The following is a 17769-nucleotide window of genomic DNA, read 5'->3' on the forward strand; positions in this document are numbered from 1 at the left end:
TGTTTTCGCGCCGAAAATTGAAGGAAATAACATCACAGCTAGCAATATAGCGCCCAGCAGTATCGCAAAAATGGTATGTTTCAGCGGGACGCTCCGGCTTGAGAAGGGAAGCGGCAGGATGATTAATTTGCCCATTGTCCCAAACGCATTATAGCCTGATTGAAGTGATTGGATCGGGCCTTCAATAACCGCTTTTCTTTACCCTCTTTAGAGCAATATAGATCGCTACAAAGATAATAACACAGCCTATGACGGTCATCGGTGTTCTCATTATCAAATACTGATTCAGATTCGACAAAGTATAACATTGTGACAGAGGGGTTTCGTTATACGATAAAACAATGGACTCATACGGACGGAGCTCATGTTCTGCAGCCCCTCCCTCTCATCATACGAGCCTGTTTCAATATACGGAAAGCAGACACCGTCATGACAAATTCCGGTTTGTCGATTCTGCGCGGCGGGGAAAATGAGAAAGGCGCCTGCCTGCGGCAGCGCGCTATTTTTGTTTGGTATCAAAAATGATACTAACCAACAAAAATGTGCGTACTTTTACTTTTTATGATAATGGCTACAATAAATAAAGATGAGAGTAACCATAAGGAGAGGTGTTCAACATGGCAGATGTAAAGAAACAAATTCTCAATGCATACCATTTCAGACATGCGACAAAGGAATTTGACCCAAATAAAAAAGTATCAGACAGTGATTTTGAATTTATTTTAGAGACAGGAAGACTGTCTCCGAGCTCCCTCGGCCTTGAGCCTTGGAAATTTGTCGTCGTCCAAAATCCAGAATTCCGCGAAAAACTTCGCGAATACACATGGGGCGCGCAAAAGCAGCTTCCAACAGCAAGCCATTTCGTTCTGATTCTTGCGCGTACAGCGAAGGATATTAAATACGATGCGGACTACATCAAACGTCATTTAAAAGAAGTAAAACAAATGCCTCAGGACGTATACGAAGGCTATCTCAGCAAAACAGAAGATTTCCAGAAAAACGATCTGCACTTGCTTGAAAGTGACAGAACATTGTTTGATTGGGCATCAAAACAAACCTATATTGCGCTTGGCAATATGATGACTGCGGCTGCGCAAATTGGTGTGGATTCCTGCCCTGTGGAAGGCTTCCAGTATGATCAGATTCACCGCATTCTTGAAGAAGAAGGCCTTCTGGAAAACGGAAGCTTCGACATTTCTGTGATGGTGGCATTTGGCTACCGTGTACGAGATCCTCGTCCGAAAACAAGATCTGCTGTTGAAGATGTTGTGAAGTGGGTCTAATAAAAGAAAGCTGCTCGATTATCGAGCAGCTCTTTTTTTATGCCTGATTCGTCTTATTCTGTTTTCTTCTCTGATACAAGTACAATGCCGTTCCGAGCGCGCTGATCAGAAATCCGGCGAACAGGATCGAATACATGGACGTGGCTGTGTCTGGAAGCAGGCCGCCAGAAGGACTGTCCGTTCGTGATCCGCCTGATCCGTTTCCTCCAGAGCCGTTTGTCGGCTCAGTGCCGGGAGGTGTATCCTCTCCTCCGTTCCCATCAGTCGGCTGTTTTCCGCCTGGTTTGTCGGAGCCTCCGCCGTTGCTGCCGTCATCACCGCCTGTCGGCTGGTCGGATGGGAATGCCGGCGGTTTGTTGTTCTCACCGGAATTTAAAATCGTGTACTCGCTGAAGTGGTTTGTATATCCTGTCACGATATCATCGTCAACTGATCCGTTTTCTGTCTTTGTGAAAGCTTTCTTTTTCCGATCGACGTGGTAAATGGCAGGGTGATGAGCTTCTTCAATATCAAACATGCGAAGCGAAAGCTGAACGGGCTCCTTGAATGATTTTATTTCTTTTCCTTGTTGCTTCACTGTAAAGTCATATACATCTGCCAGCGAAACATCCAATTCACCGGTAGACTTGATTCCAATGACAGTGTCTGCGGTTTTGAGGTTCGCCATTGGCAGCTTCATGCTGTACCAGTAGTTGAACACCGTCAATGAAGGATCTGACTTTCTTTCTTTCAACAGTTTGACCTGATCCTCTTTTACTTTAAGATTGATAGGCTTCTCTTGAGAACCTTCAGCTGTTTCATAATAGACATATGGCATGTTGGCATTTTTAGCATAAATCGCAAATTTGTCTTCGTCGAGTGTCCAGCTGCCGTCCTTCTGCTTTGTTGGAAGGAATACTTCTTTTATTCGTCCTTCGATTTTAGGAGAAACCTTGTTTCCTAGTTTTTTCAGCTGTTCCGTGAAAATCTCATAATCTACGTAACCAAGGTCTTCACCATGGGACGCTTCCGTAAAGACAGAGTATCCGTCTCCTCCGGCGCCGACAAAATTATTTGTTGCGACGCGGTAGGTATCATCTGTATTCAGTTCAACTTTGTCTCCGTTAGGCGATTCGATTTTCACGTCTAAAACACGGTGTCCGGGTTCGTTATTTAATGTAAAGGTATATTCAATTCCAGCCACCTGAGGGAAGGCGCCGCCTCCATTTTCCACATTGCTTAAGCCTTGTTCAAGGGCTTCTTTGATTTGTTTTCCGGTCAAATCGGCCACGTAAAGCGTGTTGCCGAACGGCATCACGTTCAGCACTTCGCCGAGAGTGATATCGCCCTTGTCAATGCCGGCTCTGATGCCGCCGCCATTTGTAATTGCAATCTTGGCGCCAGCAGCTTCTTTCGCTTTTGCAAGCATGCCGTCCGCGATGAAGTTTCCGAGGTTCGTTTCCTTCGTGCGCACATGCTCACGCTGGCCGTCAAGCGCCACATCCGTGTAGCCGACTTTTTCATTTTTTACATCCTCTAATTCATTTTTGAACTGATCCAGCTCTTTTTTGGCCTCTGCATTTTCTTCTGTATGTTCATCAATTGGCAGCACGCTTAGATTTGATTTGTCTGTTTGTACAACGCCGTTTTCATCAAACACGACATCGACACGCCCTAAGAATTGGCCATATTCTTTTGCCTGCGCCACGATCGTCGGTTCTTCGTTGTCCACGACCTCCATTTTGTCAACTAGAGTGTGGGTGTGTCCGCCGATGATCAAGTCAATGCCTTTTACCTTTTTCGCCAGCTCAAGATCGCGGTTATGTCCGAGATGGGTTAAAGCGATAATTTTGTTTACTTTTTCATCTTCCTGAATCGTTTTGACAGTGTTTTGCGCTGTTTCAAACGCGTCGTTAAATACAATGCTTTTGCCCGGGCTTGATGTGGTCGCCGTATCTTCCGTTGTCAGTCCGAACACGGCGACTTTCTCACCGTCAACATCTAACAGAATGTAAGGGTGGATGCCAGGCTCTTTCTTTTCTCCCGCAGTAAAGGTTTGCGGCTTTTTGACAAATGATGTCAGCTTAGGCTCATTTGACACATCGACGTTTGCGCTGACAATCGGAAATTCAGGTGCTTCAAAGTGATAGCGGTTGGCAGGATCAACGGTTGTGCTGTTTCCGCTGAGAAAATCAGAAAGCACTGTCGGTCCTTTATCAAATTCATGGTTACCGAAGGTCATGGCGTCATAGCCCATCATGTTCATCAATTTCAAATCAGCTAAACCGTTCCATTTTGTGAAATACAGGTCACCGGAAAACACATCTCCTGCATCAAGGAGAATGTTGTGGTCTGTTTCGCTTCGCACTTCGTTGATTTTCGTCATTCGTCTCGCTGCGTCATCGAGGTGAGCATGCGTATCATTGGTATGCATGACAGTCAGATCCCACAGTCCGTCTTTAGGAGGCTCAGGGTTTGAATCATCGTCGAATTGCAGCTTGTACATTCCATAGCCCTCATTCTTAGACTCGCCTACAAAAGTGACATCGTCTGCTTTATCTGCAAATGGCTTGGCCAAAAGGGAGGACTCAAACGTCAAGTTTGTGCCGGAAACAGGTGCGATTGACCAGTTGTTGTCCGCTTTTGGATTGACTGTTTTCTGTTCAAGAATGTAATCCATCAGCACCTGCCTGTTTTCAACCGCGGAGCCGTGGACAATCTTATCGCTCGTCAGGTGAGGGAAACCGCCGCCTCCGGACGCACGATAATTATTAGTGACGACGAGAAACTCTTGGTTTGTGCTGATGGGCTTGCCTTCATAGGAAAGGTTAATGATCCGGGACGAGTCCGCGTTGATCACTTCTCCGTTCTCATCGTACTTCGCAGGTTTTGTCACATCGACCTGATATGTGACACCGTCAATCACGTCAAAATTATAGGAGCGGAAATTCTCACTCAGCAAGGCTTGATCCCCGCCTTTTGCCGGGTCAATTTGATTGAATTGGCCTGCTGACATCTCAAGCCAGTCCTTGACCTCGCTTCCATTCAGCTTGACAATCTGAATGGTATTATCGTAAAGATACAAGTCACCGATGTTTTTAATGGCGAGATCTCCTGCCGGAATATTCGTATAGTAATTGGCTCCGTTTCTGCCGCCCGCTTTAAACGGCGCTCCAGCGGACAAAATCGGGAGGTCCTTGTATTCGGTACCCTTCATTTCTTTTTCGGCGTACCATTTTTGCGCGTCGGTCACAATCTGAATGGAAGGGTCATCTTTCACCTGCGCGAAGAAACTGTTAATATCTGCTTCTGTTTTGCCGACAGGTTTTCGGACATACTCCAATGTATTTTGGTGTGTTTGCTGAATGGTGTTTGTGACGGTTTCATTTCTGGATGTGACACTGCCGGTTATGGATTCAATCCTGCCTTTGGAATCTGCCACCTTCCATGAGCCGTCCGTCTTTTCGAGTTTGAGGTCAATCACGCCTAAGGATTTGCCCCAGCTGCTTGGCATGACGACAGGAATGCCGTTAATCGTTCCTTTTTCAGCATCGAATTGAGAAACACCCGCATACTCGGTGGAAGGGAAGAGCCCGTGCTGATGGCCCGAAATAATTGCGTCAATGCCTTTCGTTTTGGTGGCAAGATCAAACACGACGTTTTCTGCGCCTGGCGATTGTGCCTGCTTTTCAATACCGCTGTGGGCAAGTGCAATTATGATATCTGCGCCTTCCGCCTTCATTTTCGGGATCGTTTCATTGGCGGATTCTACAATATCTTGCACCTGAACCTGGCCCTCAAGATTCTTTTTGTCCCACGTCATGATTTGCGGGGGGACAAAGCCTATGTAGCCAACCTTCACTTTCTGCTCTTTGCCGCTTTCGTCAGCGACGTTTTTTTCTTTAATGACATACGGCGTATAACGGTTGTCGCCGCTTGTTGTTTTGACGTTGGCATTTACAATCGGGAAATCGGCGCCCTTGATCGTGCCGTCGAGAAAGTCGAGCCCGTAATTGAATTCATGATTCCCCAATGTGCCGGCATCGTATTTCAGCGCATTCATGACGCTGATGATCGGGTGGGTTTTTGCGCCGGAGATAATGTCTTCTTTTTCATATTTGACCGCGTATTCGCCCAGCGGATTCCCTTGAATCAAGTCGCCGTTATCGACAAGCAGGGTGTTTGGGTTTTGTTCGCGGTGCTTTTGGATCAGCTGTGCCGTTCTTGCCAGCCCGAAATCCGTCGTTTCTTTATCGCTGTAGTAATCGTAATCCATCATGTTGGCATGAATATCAGTCGTGGCCAAAATACTCAGTTGTACCTTTGGTGCCGCGCTTTCTTCTGCATGAATGGGTGGTGTTGGGAGGATTAGGCTAAATATCATAATCAGGGGCAAAAGAATACGGAGAATGTTACCGACATGTGTTCGTCTTTTCTGTATTCTCACCAGTTCTCCACCTTTCAACGAAATTCGTGTTACAGCTCCTATTGTAAGAATAATTTGTAACTATTTGTAGGTGTTTCTTTATGATTATTGTAAAAGGGAGAAAAATGAGTATTATGTAGCGGCATCAAACGACAAATACTGGGTATTTATGCATATCGTTTGTCAGATTCGCGGAATGTTTATTTTAGTGTGGCTGGGGTAGAGTGTATTATGTAGACATATTAAAGCGGGAGGTCATGAATCATGGCGAAAAAAATTGCAGTTGTTTTGACAGATTATTTTGAGGACAGCGAGTACACTGAACCTGCGAAAGCCTTTAAGGAAGCGGGACATGAACTGACTGTTATCGAAAATGAAAAAGGAAAAACAGTAAAAGGCAAGCAGGGGAACGCGGAAGTGACGGTTGATGCGTCCATTGACGACGTAAACCCTTCAGACTTTGATGCGCTTTTGATTCCCGGAGGATTTTCACCAGACCAGCTTCGCGCTGACGACCGTTTCGTCCAATTTACAAAAGCGTTTATGACTGACAAAAAACCGGTATTTGCCATTTGCCACGGCCCGCAGCTTTTAATCAATGCGAAAGCGCTCGATGGCCGAAAAGCGACAGGCTATACGTCTATTCGTGTTGACATGGAAAACGCGGGTGCCGACGTTGTGGACAAGGAAGTGGTTGTTTGCCAAGGTCAATTGGTCACAAGCCGCACACCGGATGATATTCCGGCGTTTAATCGTGAATCGTTGGCATTGCTTGAGAAGTAAGAAAAACGGACGCTCCTAGGCGTCCGTTTTTTGTTGATTACAGCCTGGCATCTGCAGGAGCACTTGTCAGTTTCTTGTACCTGTAATACAAGAAGGCTGCTGCAGCTGTTCCGATAACCGCAATGCAAAAGTCGAACATAAAGATATGTGCGATGCCTCCCGCTTTTGCGATAAGCCCGGTGGCAATCGGCAGCACAATCGACGCGATGCTTGAAGCAGTTGCTACAATTCCGGTAACGGTTCCTTTTCGCTTCCAAAAAAGCTCTGTCATTAATGTAATGGTAATTTGAAATACACCTGCGGTAGAAAAGCCTAAGAAAAAGGCGGTGATGTCCAGCACAACCGGGACATGAACCGTCAGCATGACAGCGAGCGTACATAAAGTCATAACAGGATATAAGAGTGTAATCATGACGGGCTTGACCCATCTGTTCAGCAAAACGGCTAATAATAATACAGATATCAGAGAACCTATGCTGTAATAACTAAGCAATTGCACGGATGCTGATTCAGCTAAACCGGCGGCCTTTTGCGCATAGCTCGGAAGCCAGATTTGAGAAACCGTAAATAAAGCCGTGGATGTAAAACCGATAATGATCAGTGCGGTGCCTTCTTTCTGAAAAACAGGTTCAGACAAGAAAGCTGGAGATTCCTGTTGGCTGCTGTTCGTTGGTCTCTGTTTCTTAGGAAACGAAAGCGTTGACAGATAAACGATATTCAGCGCATAGACTGCTGCCGGCAGATAAAAGGCAAATCCGTAAAACAGGCTGTGGTTTGACAAAAATGTGATCAAAAGCGGCAATAGAGTGGCTCCAACAGACATAAAGGCTTTGACCAGGACATTCGCCGATCCGGAAGCAGCCGGGAAGAGCTCGGTTAAGGCCGGATATGTACCAGCGTCCATCGCTGAATTTGCGGCACCGGCTAATAAGGCGAACACAAACGCCAGTTCATAGCTCGGTGACAAAGGAATACCGACTAAAAAGACGGCCATAATTCCTGCAGAAGCGACAACAAGCGGCTTTCTGCCAATTTTATCTGATAAAACACCGGACATTCCGTATGTCAGCAGTTTGCCGAAGCCGATAGCAGCAATGACATAACTGATGCCAGTCGGATCGGTATTCCACTGTTTCGTTAAAGAGGACATATTGGATGCCAGAATGATGTTGACCATCCCCAGAAAGAAGTAGTTGATATACATTCCGGATGCTGTTTTGATAGGTGTCGTTTTCATGCTTGTGTACTCCTTCAAATCTTATTTTCAAACATTGTCATCAACGGCATTTCTTTACCGGTCAAATAACGGAAAGCGAGGGCATCCTGCCACAGTATGCAAAAATAGAATTCATGACGCCTGTTTTAAGGGAAACTGGTTTTGTGGCAATGATAAAAAAGACTCGCCGAGTTTCCGGCCAGTCTCATTTATTTACGAAGTGAGGCTAGTTCTTGAGCAATCGCCTGCATTTCACTAGGGCTGAATGATTGTTTTTTCATCACCATGCTGTGAAGGTATGTGAGGTCTTCAATCTTTTCATCACTGAAATCCTCCGCCTTAATCACGCCGACATTCAGCATGTTCAGTTTTTGGGAAATCTCTTCAATCATTTGAGTTAACGTTTCTGTATTTGGGCTGGACAAATGGTTCCATCCTTTCTTTGCACGATATTCGGTATGTTTTATTCTAACAGAATTCGATCAGAAAAAAACCCTATTCTTAGAGCTCGCTGTTGATTTCAAAAAAGTGGAGACATCAGTTGAAAAGGAAATGAACATCCTACTAAGATATTGATGAAGGTTTCTTTTTAGAGAAATATGGGCAAAGAATAGGGAGGTTACACAGCATGATAAGCGTGTTATTTGTTTGTTTAGGAAACATATGCCGGTCTCCGATGGCGGAAGCGATTTTTCGCGACTTGGCAGCCAAAAAAGGATTAGAGGGGAAAATCAAGACGGACTCAGCCGGTATCGGCGACTGGCACATCGGCAATCCGCCACATGAAGGAACGCGGGAGATCTTGCAGAGAGAAGGTATCAGCTTTGAGGGCATGCTGGCCCGTCAAGTCCGCGAACAGGATCTGGCCGATTTTGATTACATCATTGCGATGGATGCAGAAAATATCGGGAGCCTCAGAAGCATGGCGGGCTTCAAGAACACATCGCATATCAAAAGGCTGTTGGACTATGTTGAAGATTCAGATTTGGCTGACGTTCCCGATCCTTACTACACAGGGAATTTTGAAGAGGTCTGCCAATTAATCAAATTGGGCTGTGAGCATTTGCTTGCATCCATTCAAAAAGAAAAACAATTGTGAGTGAAAGGAGAATTTGTATGAACAACGAACGTTTGATGTTGAAAGGGATATTTCTCGGAGCTGCGGCAGGTGCGGCGTTATCACTGCTCCATAAGCCGACAAGACAGGCATGCGGCATGAGATGGCTGACATGCAAGCATAAACTTTCATTGTACAAAAGCAATCCAGAGCTGTTGAAAAACACCGTCATCACAAAAGTGGATGAGGCCAAGAAACTGGCCCAAACGCTGTCAGATGAAGTCGGCTTTGTGAATCAGCAGGTGAAAGAGCTGAAGAAAACAACTCCGCAAGTGATGGAGCTCGTACAAGAAACGAAAGAGCATTTTTCAAAGCAATGATCAAACATGCGAGGTGAGACGACATGAATTTTTTGAAAGAGCTTTTCAGCAGATACACCCTTCATGAAGGGCAAAGCAAATCAGCGGAGCTGGCGTATTTCTTTCTTTTGTCATTGTTTCCGTTTTTGATTTTTATACTGAACCTCACCGCGTATCTGCCTATTTCTACTAATGATGTTCTGGGAGTTGTAAGACAATATGCTCCCGACAGTGCGATGTCTCTCGTTGAATCCATTACACATCAAACCTTAAATAATCGAAATGGCGGTTTGCTGTCATTCGGGATTATCGCGGCTTTATGGTCTGCGTCTAATGGAATGAACGCCATCGTCCGATCATTAAACCACGCGTATGAAGTGGAGGAAAACCGCTCTTTCATCATTGTTCGTCTAACCTCAATTTTTCTGACGATCGCCATGGTATTTACGATTTTAGTGGCCTTGCTACTGCCGGTATTCGGCCGGGAGCTTGGAATGCTCGCGTCAGATTTTGTCGGCGCATCGGATCTGTTTTTATCTATATGGGCCGCAATTCGCTGGGGTGTCAGCCCGCTTGTGCTGCTAATCGTTTTTTTCGCCCTGTATGTGATTGCGCCGAACAAAAAACTGTCCCTTCGGTTTGTCATGCCGGGTGCGGTGTTTGCGACCATCGGCTGGATCGTTGTCAGCACCTTGTTTTCATTTTACGTCAGCACGTTTGCCAACTATAGCGCCACATATGGAAGCATCGGGGGAATCATTGTCCTGATGATTTGGTTTTACCTGAGCGGCATTTTAATTATTCTAGGGGGAGAAATCAACGCTCTTTTACATAAACGTAAAAAGCTTCCTGATGAAAATCCCTATCATTAGCGCACCCTATAAGGGAACTTCGGTTCAAAAAGAAGTCGGGGGGCTATCGTGATGAGCAAGCATACAAAAAAAGGCGGAAGCCATAACAAACAAAATTCGAAAAGCAAATCGAGCCATAAAACAAGCGGAAGCGCCAACGGACAAAACGGCTATCATTAGCACAACAGCCTCCTGACATCATGTCAGGAGGCTGTTTGGATTAAGAAGATGAAGAATAGGCTTCGGCTGGTGACCAGCTTTTTGGTTTGCCCAGCATAAGTGCCAGCCACACACCACTTAGCGTGAGGGTAATGAAATAAAACAAGTTTGCGCTATCAAATGTCTGCATATACCAGCCGCCGGCAATTGGACCGAGGATGCTGCCGAGACTGAATGTAATGCCGCAAAGCAGGTTCCCCGCAGGCAGCAGGTGGGGCGGAAGCAGGTCTGTCATATAGCTGATGCCAAGGGTAAAGGTTGATCCGACTGCCATTCCCGCAATAAAAAAACAGCAGCCGATTACGTAAGGCAAAGGAAACACGCCGGCGATGAGAAAGCAGAGCGCCCCTGTCAGCAAAATCACAAGCAGCACATTCCGCCGCCCGTATTTATCACTGAGGATGCCGAGCGGAAACTGAAAGATAATGCTTCCAATCGCAAATGCGGGAAGGATCAGTGCCACTGCGTCTACAGATATCCCCAAACGGAGCGCATACACCGGAAAGCTTCCGTTTAGCGCCGTCTCCAGAAAGCCATAGCCAAATGTAGGCATAAAGGCAACCCATCCAAACAGCATGGCTTGATAAAACCGCCTGAAACTATTGTCTGATTTGGTTTCGTGAGGACTGGTTTCCGGGTATGCATTTTGTAGAAAGAAAACAAAAAGCCACGCAAACAGACTGAAGCAGCCGGACACGATAAAAGGCAGCGCCGGGCTCAGCTTGACAAGCGGAACCATGAACGGGCCCGCGGCAAAGCCAAGGCCGAAGGAAAGCCCGTAAATTGACAGGTTTCTTCCGCGATTTTGTTTCGATGACATGGAAGTCACCCACGTTTGCGTAGAAAAGTGTAGCATGTGGTCGCCGATTCCGATAAACAGGCGAAGCAGGAACCAGATCCAAACCGAATGAAGCCAAATAAATCCGAACAAGCTTAAAATGACAATGCTTCCGCCAATGACGATTAGCGGCTTGAATCCGAGTTTTCTGAGCGGCGCTTCCATAAACGGCGAAGCCAAAAGCACGCCGATATACAATCCGGTCGCGTGCAGGCCATTGATGGCGGCCGATTCCCCATTTGTTTCAAAAATAATCGAGATGACAGGCAGCAGCATGCCTTGTGAAAACCCGGAAATGGAAACGAGCAAAACAAGGATAAAGAAATGAAATCGTGACATCGTATTTTTCTCCTTATGTGGAAGCTAAGTTGATCGTACAATGATTTCCAAAAGGGGGCAACATAAAAAAAGCCTATATCACAAGTAATCATTTGAACTCGTGTAATCATGATGATTTTTGTGAAGAATAAAAATAAAACAAGTCATATAAAAGGAGCATTTCACCATGAGTCGTATCTTTTTTATTTTAGTAGCGGCGGGAATTCCGCTTTCTGTAATCGGCAGTTTCATGCATTGGCCTTCTGCCATTCTCTTTGCAGTATATTGCGTAACGATTATCGCACTGGCAAGCTATATGGGGAGGGCGACAGAATCGCTGGCCATTATTGCAGGACCGCGGATCGGCGGTTTGTTGAATGCCACCTTTGGAAATGCGGTTGAGCTGATCATTTCTATTTTTGCATTAAAGGAAGGGTTAACTGGAATCGTGCTTGCTTCTTTAACCGGTTCAGTGCTGGGGAACCTGCTGCTGGTGGCAGGCTTATCATTTTTTGTCGGCGGTTTAAAATATAAACGGCAGGAGTTTAATATCCATGATGCACGCCATAATTCCGGGCTTTTGATTTTTGCCATCATTGTCGCTTTCGTGATTCCGGAGGTATTCTCCGTTGGTATGGGTGACGTGAGCAAGCTTAATTTAAGCATCGGCATCAGCGTTATTTTAATTCTGTTGTATGTGGCTGCTCTGTACTTTAAGCTCGTCACACACCGCGGTGTTTATCAGCCGAACAATGCCACCCAGCATGTGGAAGAAGAGGAGCCGGAATGGTCAGGCAAGGTTGCTACGATTGTTTTGTTTGCGGCAACGATTGCCGTGGCATACATTTCCGAAAACCTAGTGCACACATTCCATTCGGTGGCTGAACAGTTCGGCTGGAGCGAGCTGTTTATCGGGGTTATCATCGTCGCGATTGTCGGTAATGCCGCGGAGCATGCGTCAGCCATCATTATGGCCTATAAAAATAAAATGGATATTGCAGTTGAAATCGCAGTCGGCTCGACGCTGCAGATTGCTATGTTTGTCGCACCGGTTCTTGTGATCTGTTCTATCTTTTTCCCGGTAAGCATGCCGCTAGTCTTTACACTGCCGGAGCTCGTTGCGATGGTATCCTCGGTTCTCTTGATGATCGCCATTTCAAATGACGGGGATTCCAACTGGTTTGAAGGGGCGACATTGCTTGCCGCATATGTCATTATGGCGATCGGCTTTTTCCTTCTATAATCTAAAAAAATGATGGATAACAACAAACCGGGATGAAAAGACTAAGGGAAAATGCCATAGAAAGAGTGATATGATGAAAAAGCTATTTCATTCCACACTTATTGTGCTGTTATTCTTTAGTTTTTTCGGTGTTCAGCCCATCCACGCGAAAAAGCAGTTTAAGGTTCCTAATTCTGTCGCTAGCATTTCAAAGGAAAACACATACCCGAACGCTTCTCAGGATCAGCCGATGCTTCAGCCGAGCAAGCTGGCAAAGGAATTGCTTGATCATTCTGAGGTGAAGATTGAAAACCCGCACCTTATCAAAATGCTGAATGAGTCCAACATATCCGGTACACCGCTCGCAGTCGGCTACCGGGCGACGATATTTCTCGGGAAATGGGCGCTCGGCTATGACTCAAATGAAACAGTCGCGAACTGGGAATATAAAAAAATCAACACAAACCGTGCAGATAACCGTGGCGGAAAAGAAACGGCTGAAATGCATTATGCCCAGGAACAGCAATACAAAGTGAAGGGCGGACTGACAGCTAAGGTTCCAAATGCTGAAGATGTCAAAAGCATGATGATGCTGAAGGCGATGAAGAAAACGAACCTTCCGCTTGCATTTGATACGGTTGTCGGAGCGGGTACAAAGCGGGATCAAATTTATAAAGTCGCTCCTAAAAAACTCGGTTATCTTCATGCATATGCACCGGCTGTGAATGAAAAAGGAAAAGTGACTTACGGAGAAGTATACTTAGTCCTGAAAGGGAATAAACGAAAACTTGTCGTAAAAAATGTCACCTCACAGGGAATCGGCGCTTGGATTCCGGTTCAAGACCACGTCACGTTTAGCTTTCAGCTTTCCTCGCAGCCAAGATAAACAAAAAACTGATTCCAACTTGGAATCAGTTTTTTATTTATTGCGTTCTCTCAATTCTGACCGCTTCCTCAAGCATTTGCACATTGTTTTGATACAGCTGGCGAACGAGAACCCGTCTTACTGCAAGGCTGGCGCTGAAATAATCATCATCTTTCACCATGCCTTTTACCGTGAATTCAACGCCGCGATTGATTTTATTCAACGCGGTGATCCCGTGGATTTGAAACGGTTCTGTTGGATTGCCGAATTCATCTCGCTTCAATGAATCCTGAAGCTCTTCATTCAGCATGTCACATGCTTCTTCCAATACGTTGTACACGCGGTCCGGATCTTCTTTAAAGCTGATGAGAAAGGATTCGGTAATCCTCATAAAATCGATATTATAGTTCTCTATCTGTCTGACCTCACCGTTGCTGATGGTGAGCAGCTTCCCGCTCCATTCCCGGATTTGCAGCGAGCGAAGGCCGATTTCCTCCACAGTCCCGTTAAACAAATTGTTGACGGTGACATAATCGCCTTTGTGCAGCTGTCGTTCATAAATTAAGAACACACCCGCCAGCACGTCCTTGATCAGCGATTGGGCGCCAAAACCGATGACGATACCGGCTACTCCAGCCCCAGCTAATATTTTGCCAAAATCATGCACAAATAAAGATATCACGTAAAAGATAAAACCAATCGTCGCTGTGTACTGGGTGACAGAACGGATAAGGCTTTCGATTGTTTTTTCTTTTCTTTCTTCAATAAAGTCCGTCCGTTTAAAGAATAGCTGGACTAGCCGGTTAATGATAAAGACGCCGATCCAAAGGATAACAGCAATGAGGAGAATATCGACGATTTTATTCTGAAAAATCTCCGTGAGTGTTTCTTCCATTCGCATCTAACTCCTGGCTTGACGTTTTGTAAAATCCACATCTTGATAATAACTATTTTTAACGAGAACATTCGGCCCGAGGCATCGAACATTCGGGCAGTGGCAATTCAGCTCTTTCGCAAGCTTCGTCTCTCTCCATTTTTCATAGGCGGAAGGGAGGCTGTCCGTCTGAATATTGCCGAGCGGCGGTGTGTCGCCGAAATCAGTCACGATGATGTTCCCGTCGAAAATGTTCACATTCAGCCGGGAACGGCCGTCAGGGTCGTTTCTCACAGTAACGTTTTTCGCCGCGCGAAGCCGGCGAAGCAGCTTTTGATCTTCTTCGTCCGCACTGCAGGCATAAAACGGCAGTGTCCCGAACAGCATCCACGTGTTTTCATCACGAATGTCCAACAAGCGGTGAATGGCCTGTCTCATCTCTTTCAGGCTGAGAGATTCAAGAGCGCTTGCGAAATCGCTCGGATACATCGGATGGACTTCGTGACGCTGACATTTCATATCTTCTGTGATTTGGCGGTGAATATGCTCAATATGCGGAAGTGTGCGTTTATTGAGCATCGTTTCCGCAGATACCATCACCCCGGCATCCACGAGTGTGCGGCTGTTTTCGATCATTTTATCAAAATAACGCGCGCGCTGTTCGAATGTCGGTTTTCTGTCCATCATCGCAAAGCCGATCTCCGCAAAATCCTCAACTGTACCCCAGTTATGAGAAATATGCAGGACATCAAGATACGGAATAATCCATTCGTATCGATCAATATCAAGGGTCAGGTTGGAATTGATTTGCGTCCGCACACCCCGTTCGTGGGCATATTTCAATAACGGAACGACATATTCTTTTACTGATTTTAACGAAAGCATCGGCTCTCCGCCTGTAATACTGATGGATCTCAGGCGCGGGATTTCCTCCAACCGTTTTAATAGAAGATCTATTGGCAGAGCATTCGGGTCTTTAGGCTGCAATGTATAGCCTACAGCACAATGCTCGCATCTCATATTGCACAGTGTCGTCGTTGTGAATTCAACGTTTGTCAGCTGCATGTCTCCATACTGGTCAACATCCATATAGGCTTCCCAAGGATCAAACTCAGGTGTAATTGGACGCAGCTTCGTGTTTTGTGTCATGACTATCTAACTCCTTTATAAATGGGGCATACTAACGCTGCCAACAGTTAATTTTAGACCTGATTTGTCAAGATCGCAAGTAGCGCAGTGATTGAAAAACAGCAAAAAATGAGCTACCATAGTAAAAAATGAATGGAGGAACAGAATGGGGAACGCCGTAAACAATAAGGATCAGCAGATTGATTATTTAAAGAACAGACTTGACATGTTTATGAACGTCATCGATTCATTAGACCCTGAAGCAACCGACGTTGAAGATATAGATAGGCTCATCAGCATGCTTGATGACCTTGAAGCCAAATATGAACGCTTTAAAAAAGACTGGGAATAAAACCGCGCACACGCCGCGGTTTTTTGTTTGGCATAAAGCGTCAGTATAAAACGAAGCGCCTTTCTGTAAAATAAGAAAAAATGCAGAAGGAGCGCTGGCCATGAAATGGATGTGTTCAATATGCTGTGCAGCCGTCTTGCTTGCCGGGGGCGCAGCACAGGCGGGAGCGGTGGCGAATGAGCCGATCAATTGGGGCTTTAAACGAAGTGTCAACCATCAGCCGCCCGATGCCGGGAAGCAGCTGAACCGGTTAATTGAAAAATATGATGCGTTTTATTTAGGTCATACGAAGGAAAAGACGATTTACTTGACGTTTGATAACGGCTATGAAAATGGCTATACGCCAAAAGTGCTTGATGTCTTAAAAAAACATCGCGTAACCGGAACATTTTTTGTCACAGGGCATTTCGTAAAGGATCAGCCCGAGCTGATTAAACGAATGTCAGATGAAGGCCATATTATCGGCAATCATTCCTTTCACCATCCGGACCTAACCACAAAAACGGCTGACCAAATTCAGGACGAACTTGATTCAGTCAACGAGGAGGTCTATAAAATTACAGGAGAGCAGGACAACCTGTATCTGCGCCCGCCCCGCGGCGTATTCAGTGAATACGTGCTGAAAGAAACGAAACGCTTAGGCTATCAAACCGTTTTCTGGTCGGTTGCTTTTGTTGATTGGAAAATCAACAACCAAAAAGGGAAGAAATATGCCTATGATCATATGATCAAACAGGCGCATCCAGGAGCCATTTATCTGCTTCACACCGTATCGAGGGACAATGCCGAAGCTCTGGATGATGCGATCACAGATCTGAAAAAACAAGGTTATACATTTAAAAGCATTGATGATTTGATGTTTGAGAAAGAGATGAAGCTGCCGTCTTTGTAACGGGAAGAGCCTCTCCTTAAACGGAGAGGCTCTCTTATTATTTTATACATTTGATAAGCGCGGCCCAATCCAAGTCTCCGAAGCCTTTTTCAACTCCGCTTTCAAAATGGCTCTTGGCCAGCTCGGCAAGAGGGAGGTGTGCAGAGACCTGTTCTGCGGCGGCGAGTGCCAGATTGGTATCCTTCAGCCCTAAAGACATTTTGAAACCGGCCGGCTCAAATTTCTGCTCGGCCATGATGGTTCCGTAATTTTGGTAGACAGGAGAGCCAAAGAGCGCGCTGGCGATTTCTAAAAATTGTTTTTGTTCTAAGCCATACTTCTCCATCAGTAAGAATGATTCAGATAACGCCTCCAGCATGGACACGAGCAAGAAATTGATGCTGATTTTGGCTGCATTTGCCGTCTTGCTTTCATCGCCGACGTCAAATACCTGCTGACTCAGGCTGTCAAGCAGAGGCTTGGCTGTTTGCTTTGCTTCCGCTGGTCCGGCTGTTATGATGCGGAGCGCGGCTTTGGCGGCGGCATCCGGCCTTCCGAGCACAGGAGCGGCGAGGAAGGATTGTCCTTTCTCCGCATGAGCTGCTGCGAGCTTTTCTGAGAACTCAACACTGATCGTGCTCATCGAAATGTGAATGCCGTTCTTGGCTAACCCTTCAATCAGCCCATCTTTTCCGAATGTCACGTCGCTGACAGAATCGTCATCTGAAAGCATCGTGATGACAATATCAGCTGACTCTGTCGCCTGTCGCGGCGTGTCAGCTGCCTGTGCGCCTCCTGATGCAAGTTCTTCCGTCTTTTGTTTCGTTCGATTATAAACAGTCAATTTGTAGCCTGCTTGAAGTACATTTCTGGCAATGGGCTGTCCCATATTGCCGAGTCCGATGACAGCGATTTTCAATCTGATCACTCCCTGAATATTTTTTCCATTATAAACAAAAGATCATGATCTGCCAACATAAAAAGAACAGCTTCACGCTGTCCAGCTTGTAGAGAAAACGATGTTTTTCTACAAGCTTTTTTTGTTTTACGCTGTTTTTTTGGATATTCAGCTGATTTCAAAAACAGAAAAAGAGCTCCCGCATACCTAGCTCCGTTTGGCTAGGTATG

At 45.8% G+C, this 17769-nt stretch carries 16 protein-coding genes and 2 pseudogenes; 10 read left to right on the plus strand and 8 right to left on the minus strand.

Translation table 11 applies throughout. From position 1 onward, the window contains the following. Positions 1–15: 15 nt before the first annotated feature. A pseudogene (locus Q3W56_RS21210) lies at positions 16–189 on the minus strand (endospore germination permease); the annotation flags it as partial. Between the two features lie 203 nt (positions 190–392). Between Q3W56_RS21210 and Q3W56_RS18250 the strand changes: the two are divergent. Continuing rightward, positions 393–473: pseudogene (locus Q3W56_RS18250) on the plus strand (trehalose operon repressor); the annotation flags it as partial. Positions 474–617: 144 nt separating this feature from the next. Continuing rightward, positions 618–1283, plus strand: coding sequence for an NAD(P)H-dependent oxidoreductase (locus Q3W56_RS18255; RefSeq protein WP_302896396.1), 666 nt, complete (start codon positions 618–620; stop codon positions 1281–1283). Positions 1284–1320: 37 nt separating this feature from the next. Here the strand turns inward: Q3W56_RS18255 and Q3W56_RS18260 are convergent, their stop codons facing one another. Then, a complete protein-coding gene (locus Q3W56_RS18260; protein ID WP_302896397.1) occupies positions 1321–5709 on the minus strand; it encodes a multifunctional 2',3'-cyclic-nucleotide 2'-phosphodiesterase/3'-nucleotidase/5'-nucleotidase in 4389 nt (1462 codons plus the stop codon). Positions 5710–5952: 243 nt separating this feature from the next. Here Q3W56_RS18260 and yfkM point away from each other — a divergent pair, with 243 nt between their 5' ends. Then, positions 5953–6471: a general stress protein 18 gene (gene yfkM, locus Q3W56_RS18265; RefSeq protein ID WP_302896398.1), complete on the plus strand. Its 519-nt coding sequence runs from the start codon at positions 5953–5955 to the stop codon at positions 6469–6471. A 37-nt stretch (positions 6472–6508) separates the two neighbouring features. On the opposite strand, the gene Q3W56_RS18270 is transcribed toward yfkM, so the two are convergent. Both Q3W56_RS18270 and Q3W56_RS18275 read right to left on the minus strand, forming a co-directional pair. Beyond that, entirely contained in the window at positions 6509–7708 is a 1200-nt protein-coding gene (locus Q3W56_RS18270; RefSeq protein WP_302896399.1) for an MFS transporter, read from the minus strand. A 188-nt stretch (positions 7709–7896) separates the two neighbouring features. Next, positions 7897–8112, minus strand: coding sequence for a DUF1128 domain-containing protein (locus Q3W56_RS18275; protein WP_003223104.1), 216 nt, complete (start codon positions 8110–8112; stop codon positions 7897–7899). 203 nt (positions 8113–8315) lie between these two features. Between Q3W56_RS18275 and yfkJ the strand changes: the two genes are divergently transcribed. The 3 genes from yfkJ to Q3W56_RS18290 are packed head-to-tail and all read left to right on the plus strand — an operon-like array spanning position 8316 to position 9975. Next, positions 8316–8786: a protein-tyrosine-phosphatase gene (gene yfkJ, locus Q3W56_RS18280; RefSeq protein WP_302896400.1), complete on the plus strand. Its 471-nt coding sequence runs from the start codon at positions 8316–8318 to the stop codon at positions 8784–8786. A gap of 17 nt (positions 8787–8803) precedes the next feature. Next, complete coding sequence (locus Q3W56_RS18285) at positions 8804–9124, plus strand: hypothetical protein (RefSeq protein ID WP_019713620.1); 321 nt, start codon at positions 8804–8806, stop codon at positions 9122–9124. A 23-nt stretch (positions 9125–9147) separates the two neighbouring features. Continuing rightward, on the plus strand, positions 9148–9975 hold the full coding sequence (locus Q3W56_RS18290; RefSeq protein WP_302896401.1) for a YihY family inner membrane protein: 828 nt from the start codon (positions 9148–9150) through the stop codon (positions 9973–9975). A 199-nt stretch (positions 9976–10174) separates the two neighbouring features. Here Q3W56_RS18290 and Q3W56_RS18295 read toward each other — a convergent pair whose 3' ends face one another. Then, positions 10175–11350, minus strand: a complete 1176-nt coding sequence (locus Q3W56_RS18295; protein WP_302896402.1) for an MFS transporter — start codon at positions 11348–11350, stop codon at positions 10175–10177. Between the two features lie 166 nt (positions 11351–11516). Between Q3W56_RS18295 and cax the strand changes: the two genes are divergently transcribed. Further along, entirely contained in the window at positions 11517–12572 is a 1056-nt protein-coding gene (cax, locus tag Q3W56_RS18300) for a calcium/proton exchanger (protein WP_019713624.1), read from the plus strand. Between the two features lie 70 nt (positions 12573–12642). Next, positions 12643–13437 (plus strand): YfkD famly protein, encoded by a 795-nt coding sequence (locus Q3W56_RS18305; RefSeq protein ID WP_080010249.1) that lies wholly within the window; start codon positions 12643–12645, stop codon positions 13435–13437. A 37-nt stretch (positions 13438–13474) separates the two neighbouring features. Here Q3W56_RS18305 and mscC read toward each other — a convergent pair whose 3' ends face one another. Both mscC and yfkAB read right to left on the minus strand, forming a co-directional pair. After that, positions 13475–14317, minus strand: coding sequence for a mechanosensitive ion channel protein MscC (mscC, locus tag Q3W56_RS18310; protein WP_302896403.1), 843 nt, complete (start codon positions 14315–14317; stop codon positions 13475–13477). Then, positions 14318–15439, minus strand: coding sequence for a radical SAM/CxCxxxxC motif protein YfkAB (gene yfkAB / locus Q3W56_RS18315; RefSeq protein WP_019713627.1), 1122 nt, complete (start codon positions 15437–15439; stop codon positions 14318–14320). A 145-nt stretch (positions 15440–15584) separates the two neighbouring features. On the opposite strand from yfkAB, the gene Q3W56_RS18320 reads away from it, so the two are divergent. Continuing rightward, complete coding sequence (locus tag Q3W56_RS18320; RefSeq protein ID WP_003223132.1) at positions 15585–15770, plus strand: SE1561 family protein; 186 nt, start codon at positions 15585–15587, stop codon at positions 15768–15770. Between the two features lie 100 nt (positions 15771–15870). Beyond that, positions 15871–16662, plus strand: coding sequence for a delta-lactam-biosynthetic de-N-acetylase (gene pdaA, locus Q3W56_RS18325; RefSeq protein ID WP_302896404.1), 792 nt, complete (start codon positions 15871–15873; stop codon positions 16660–16662). A gap of 37 nt (positions 16663–16699) precedes the next feature. Here the strand turns inward: pdaA and Q3W56_RS18330 are convergent, their stop codons facing one another. Then, positions 16700–17560: an NAD(P)-dependent oxidoreductase gene (locus tag Q3W56_RS18330; RefSeq protein WP_302896405.1), complete on the minus strand. Its 861-nt coding sequence runs from the start codon at positions 17558–17560 to the stop codon at positions 16700–16702. Positions 17561–17769 lie beyond the last annotated feature (209 nt).

The organism is Bacillus sp. C28GYM-DRY-1 (assembly GCF_030519405.1).
Taxonomy (GTDB): Bacteria; Bacillota; Bacilli; order Bacillales; family Bacillaceae; genus Bacillus; species Bacillus spizizenii_A.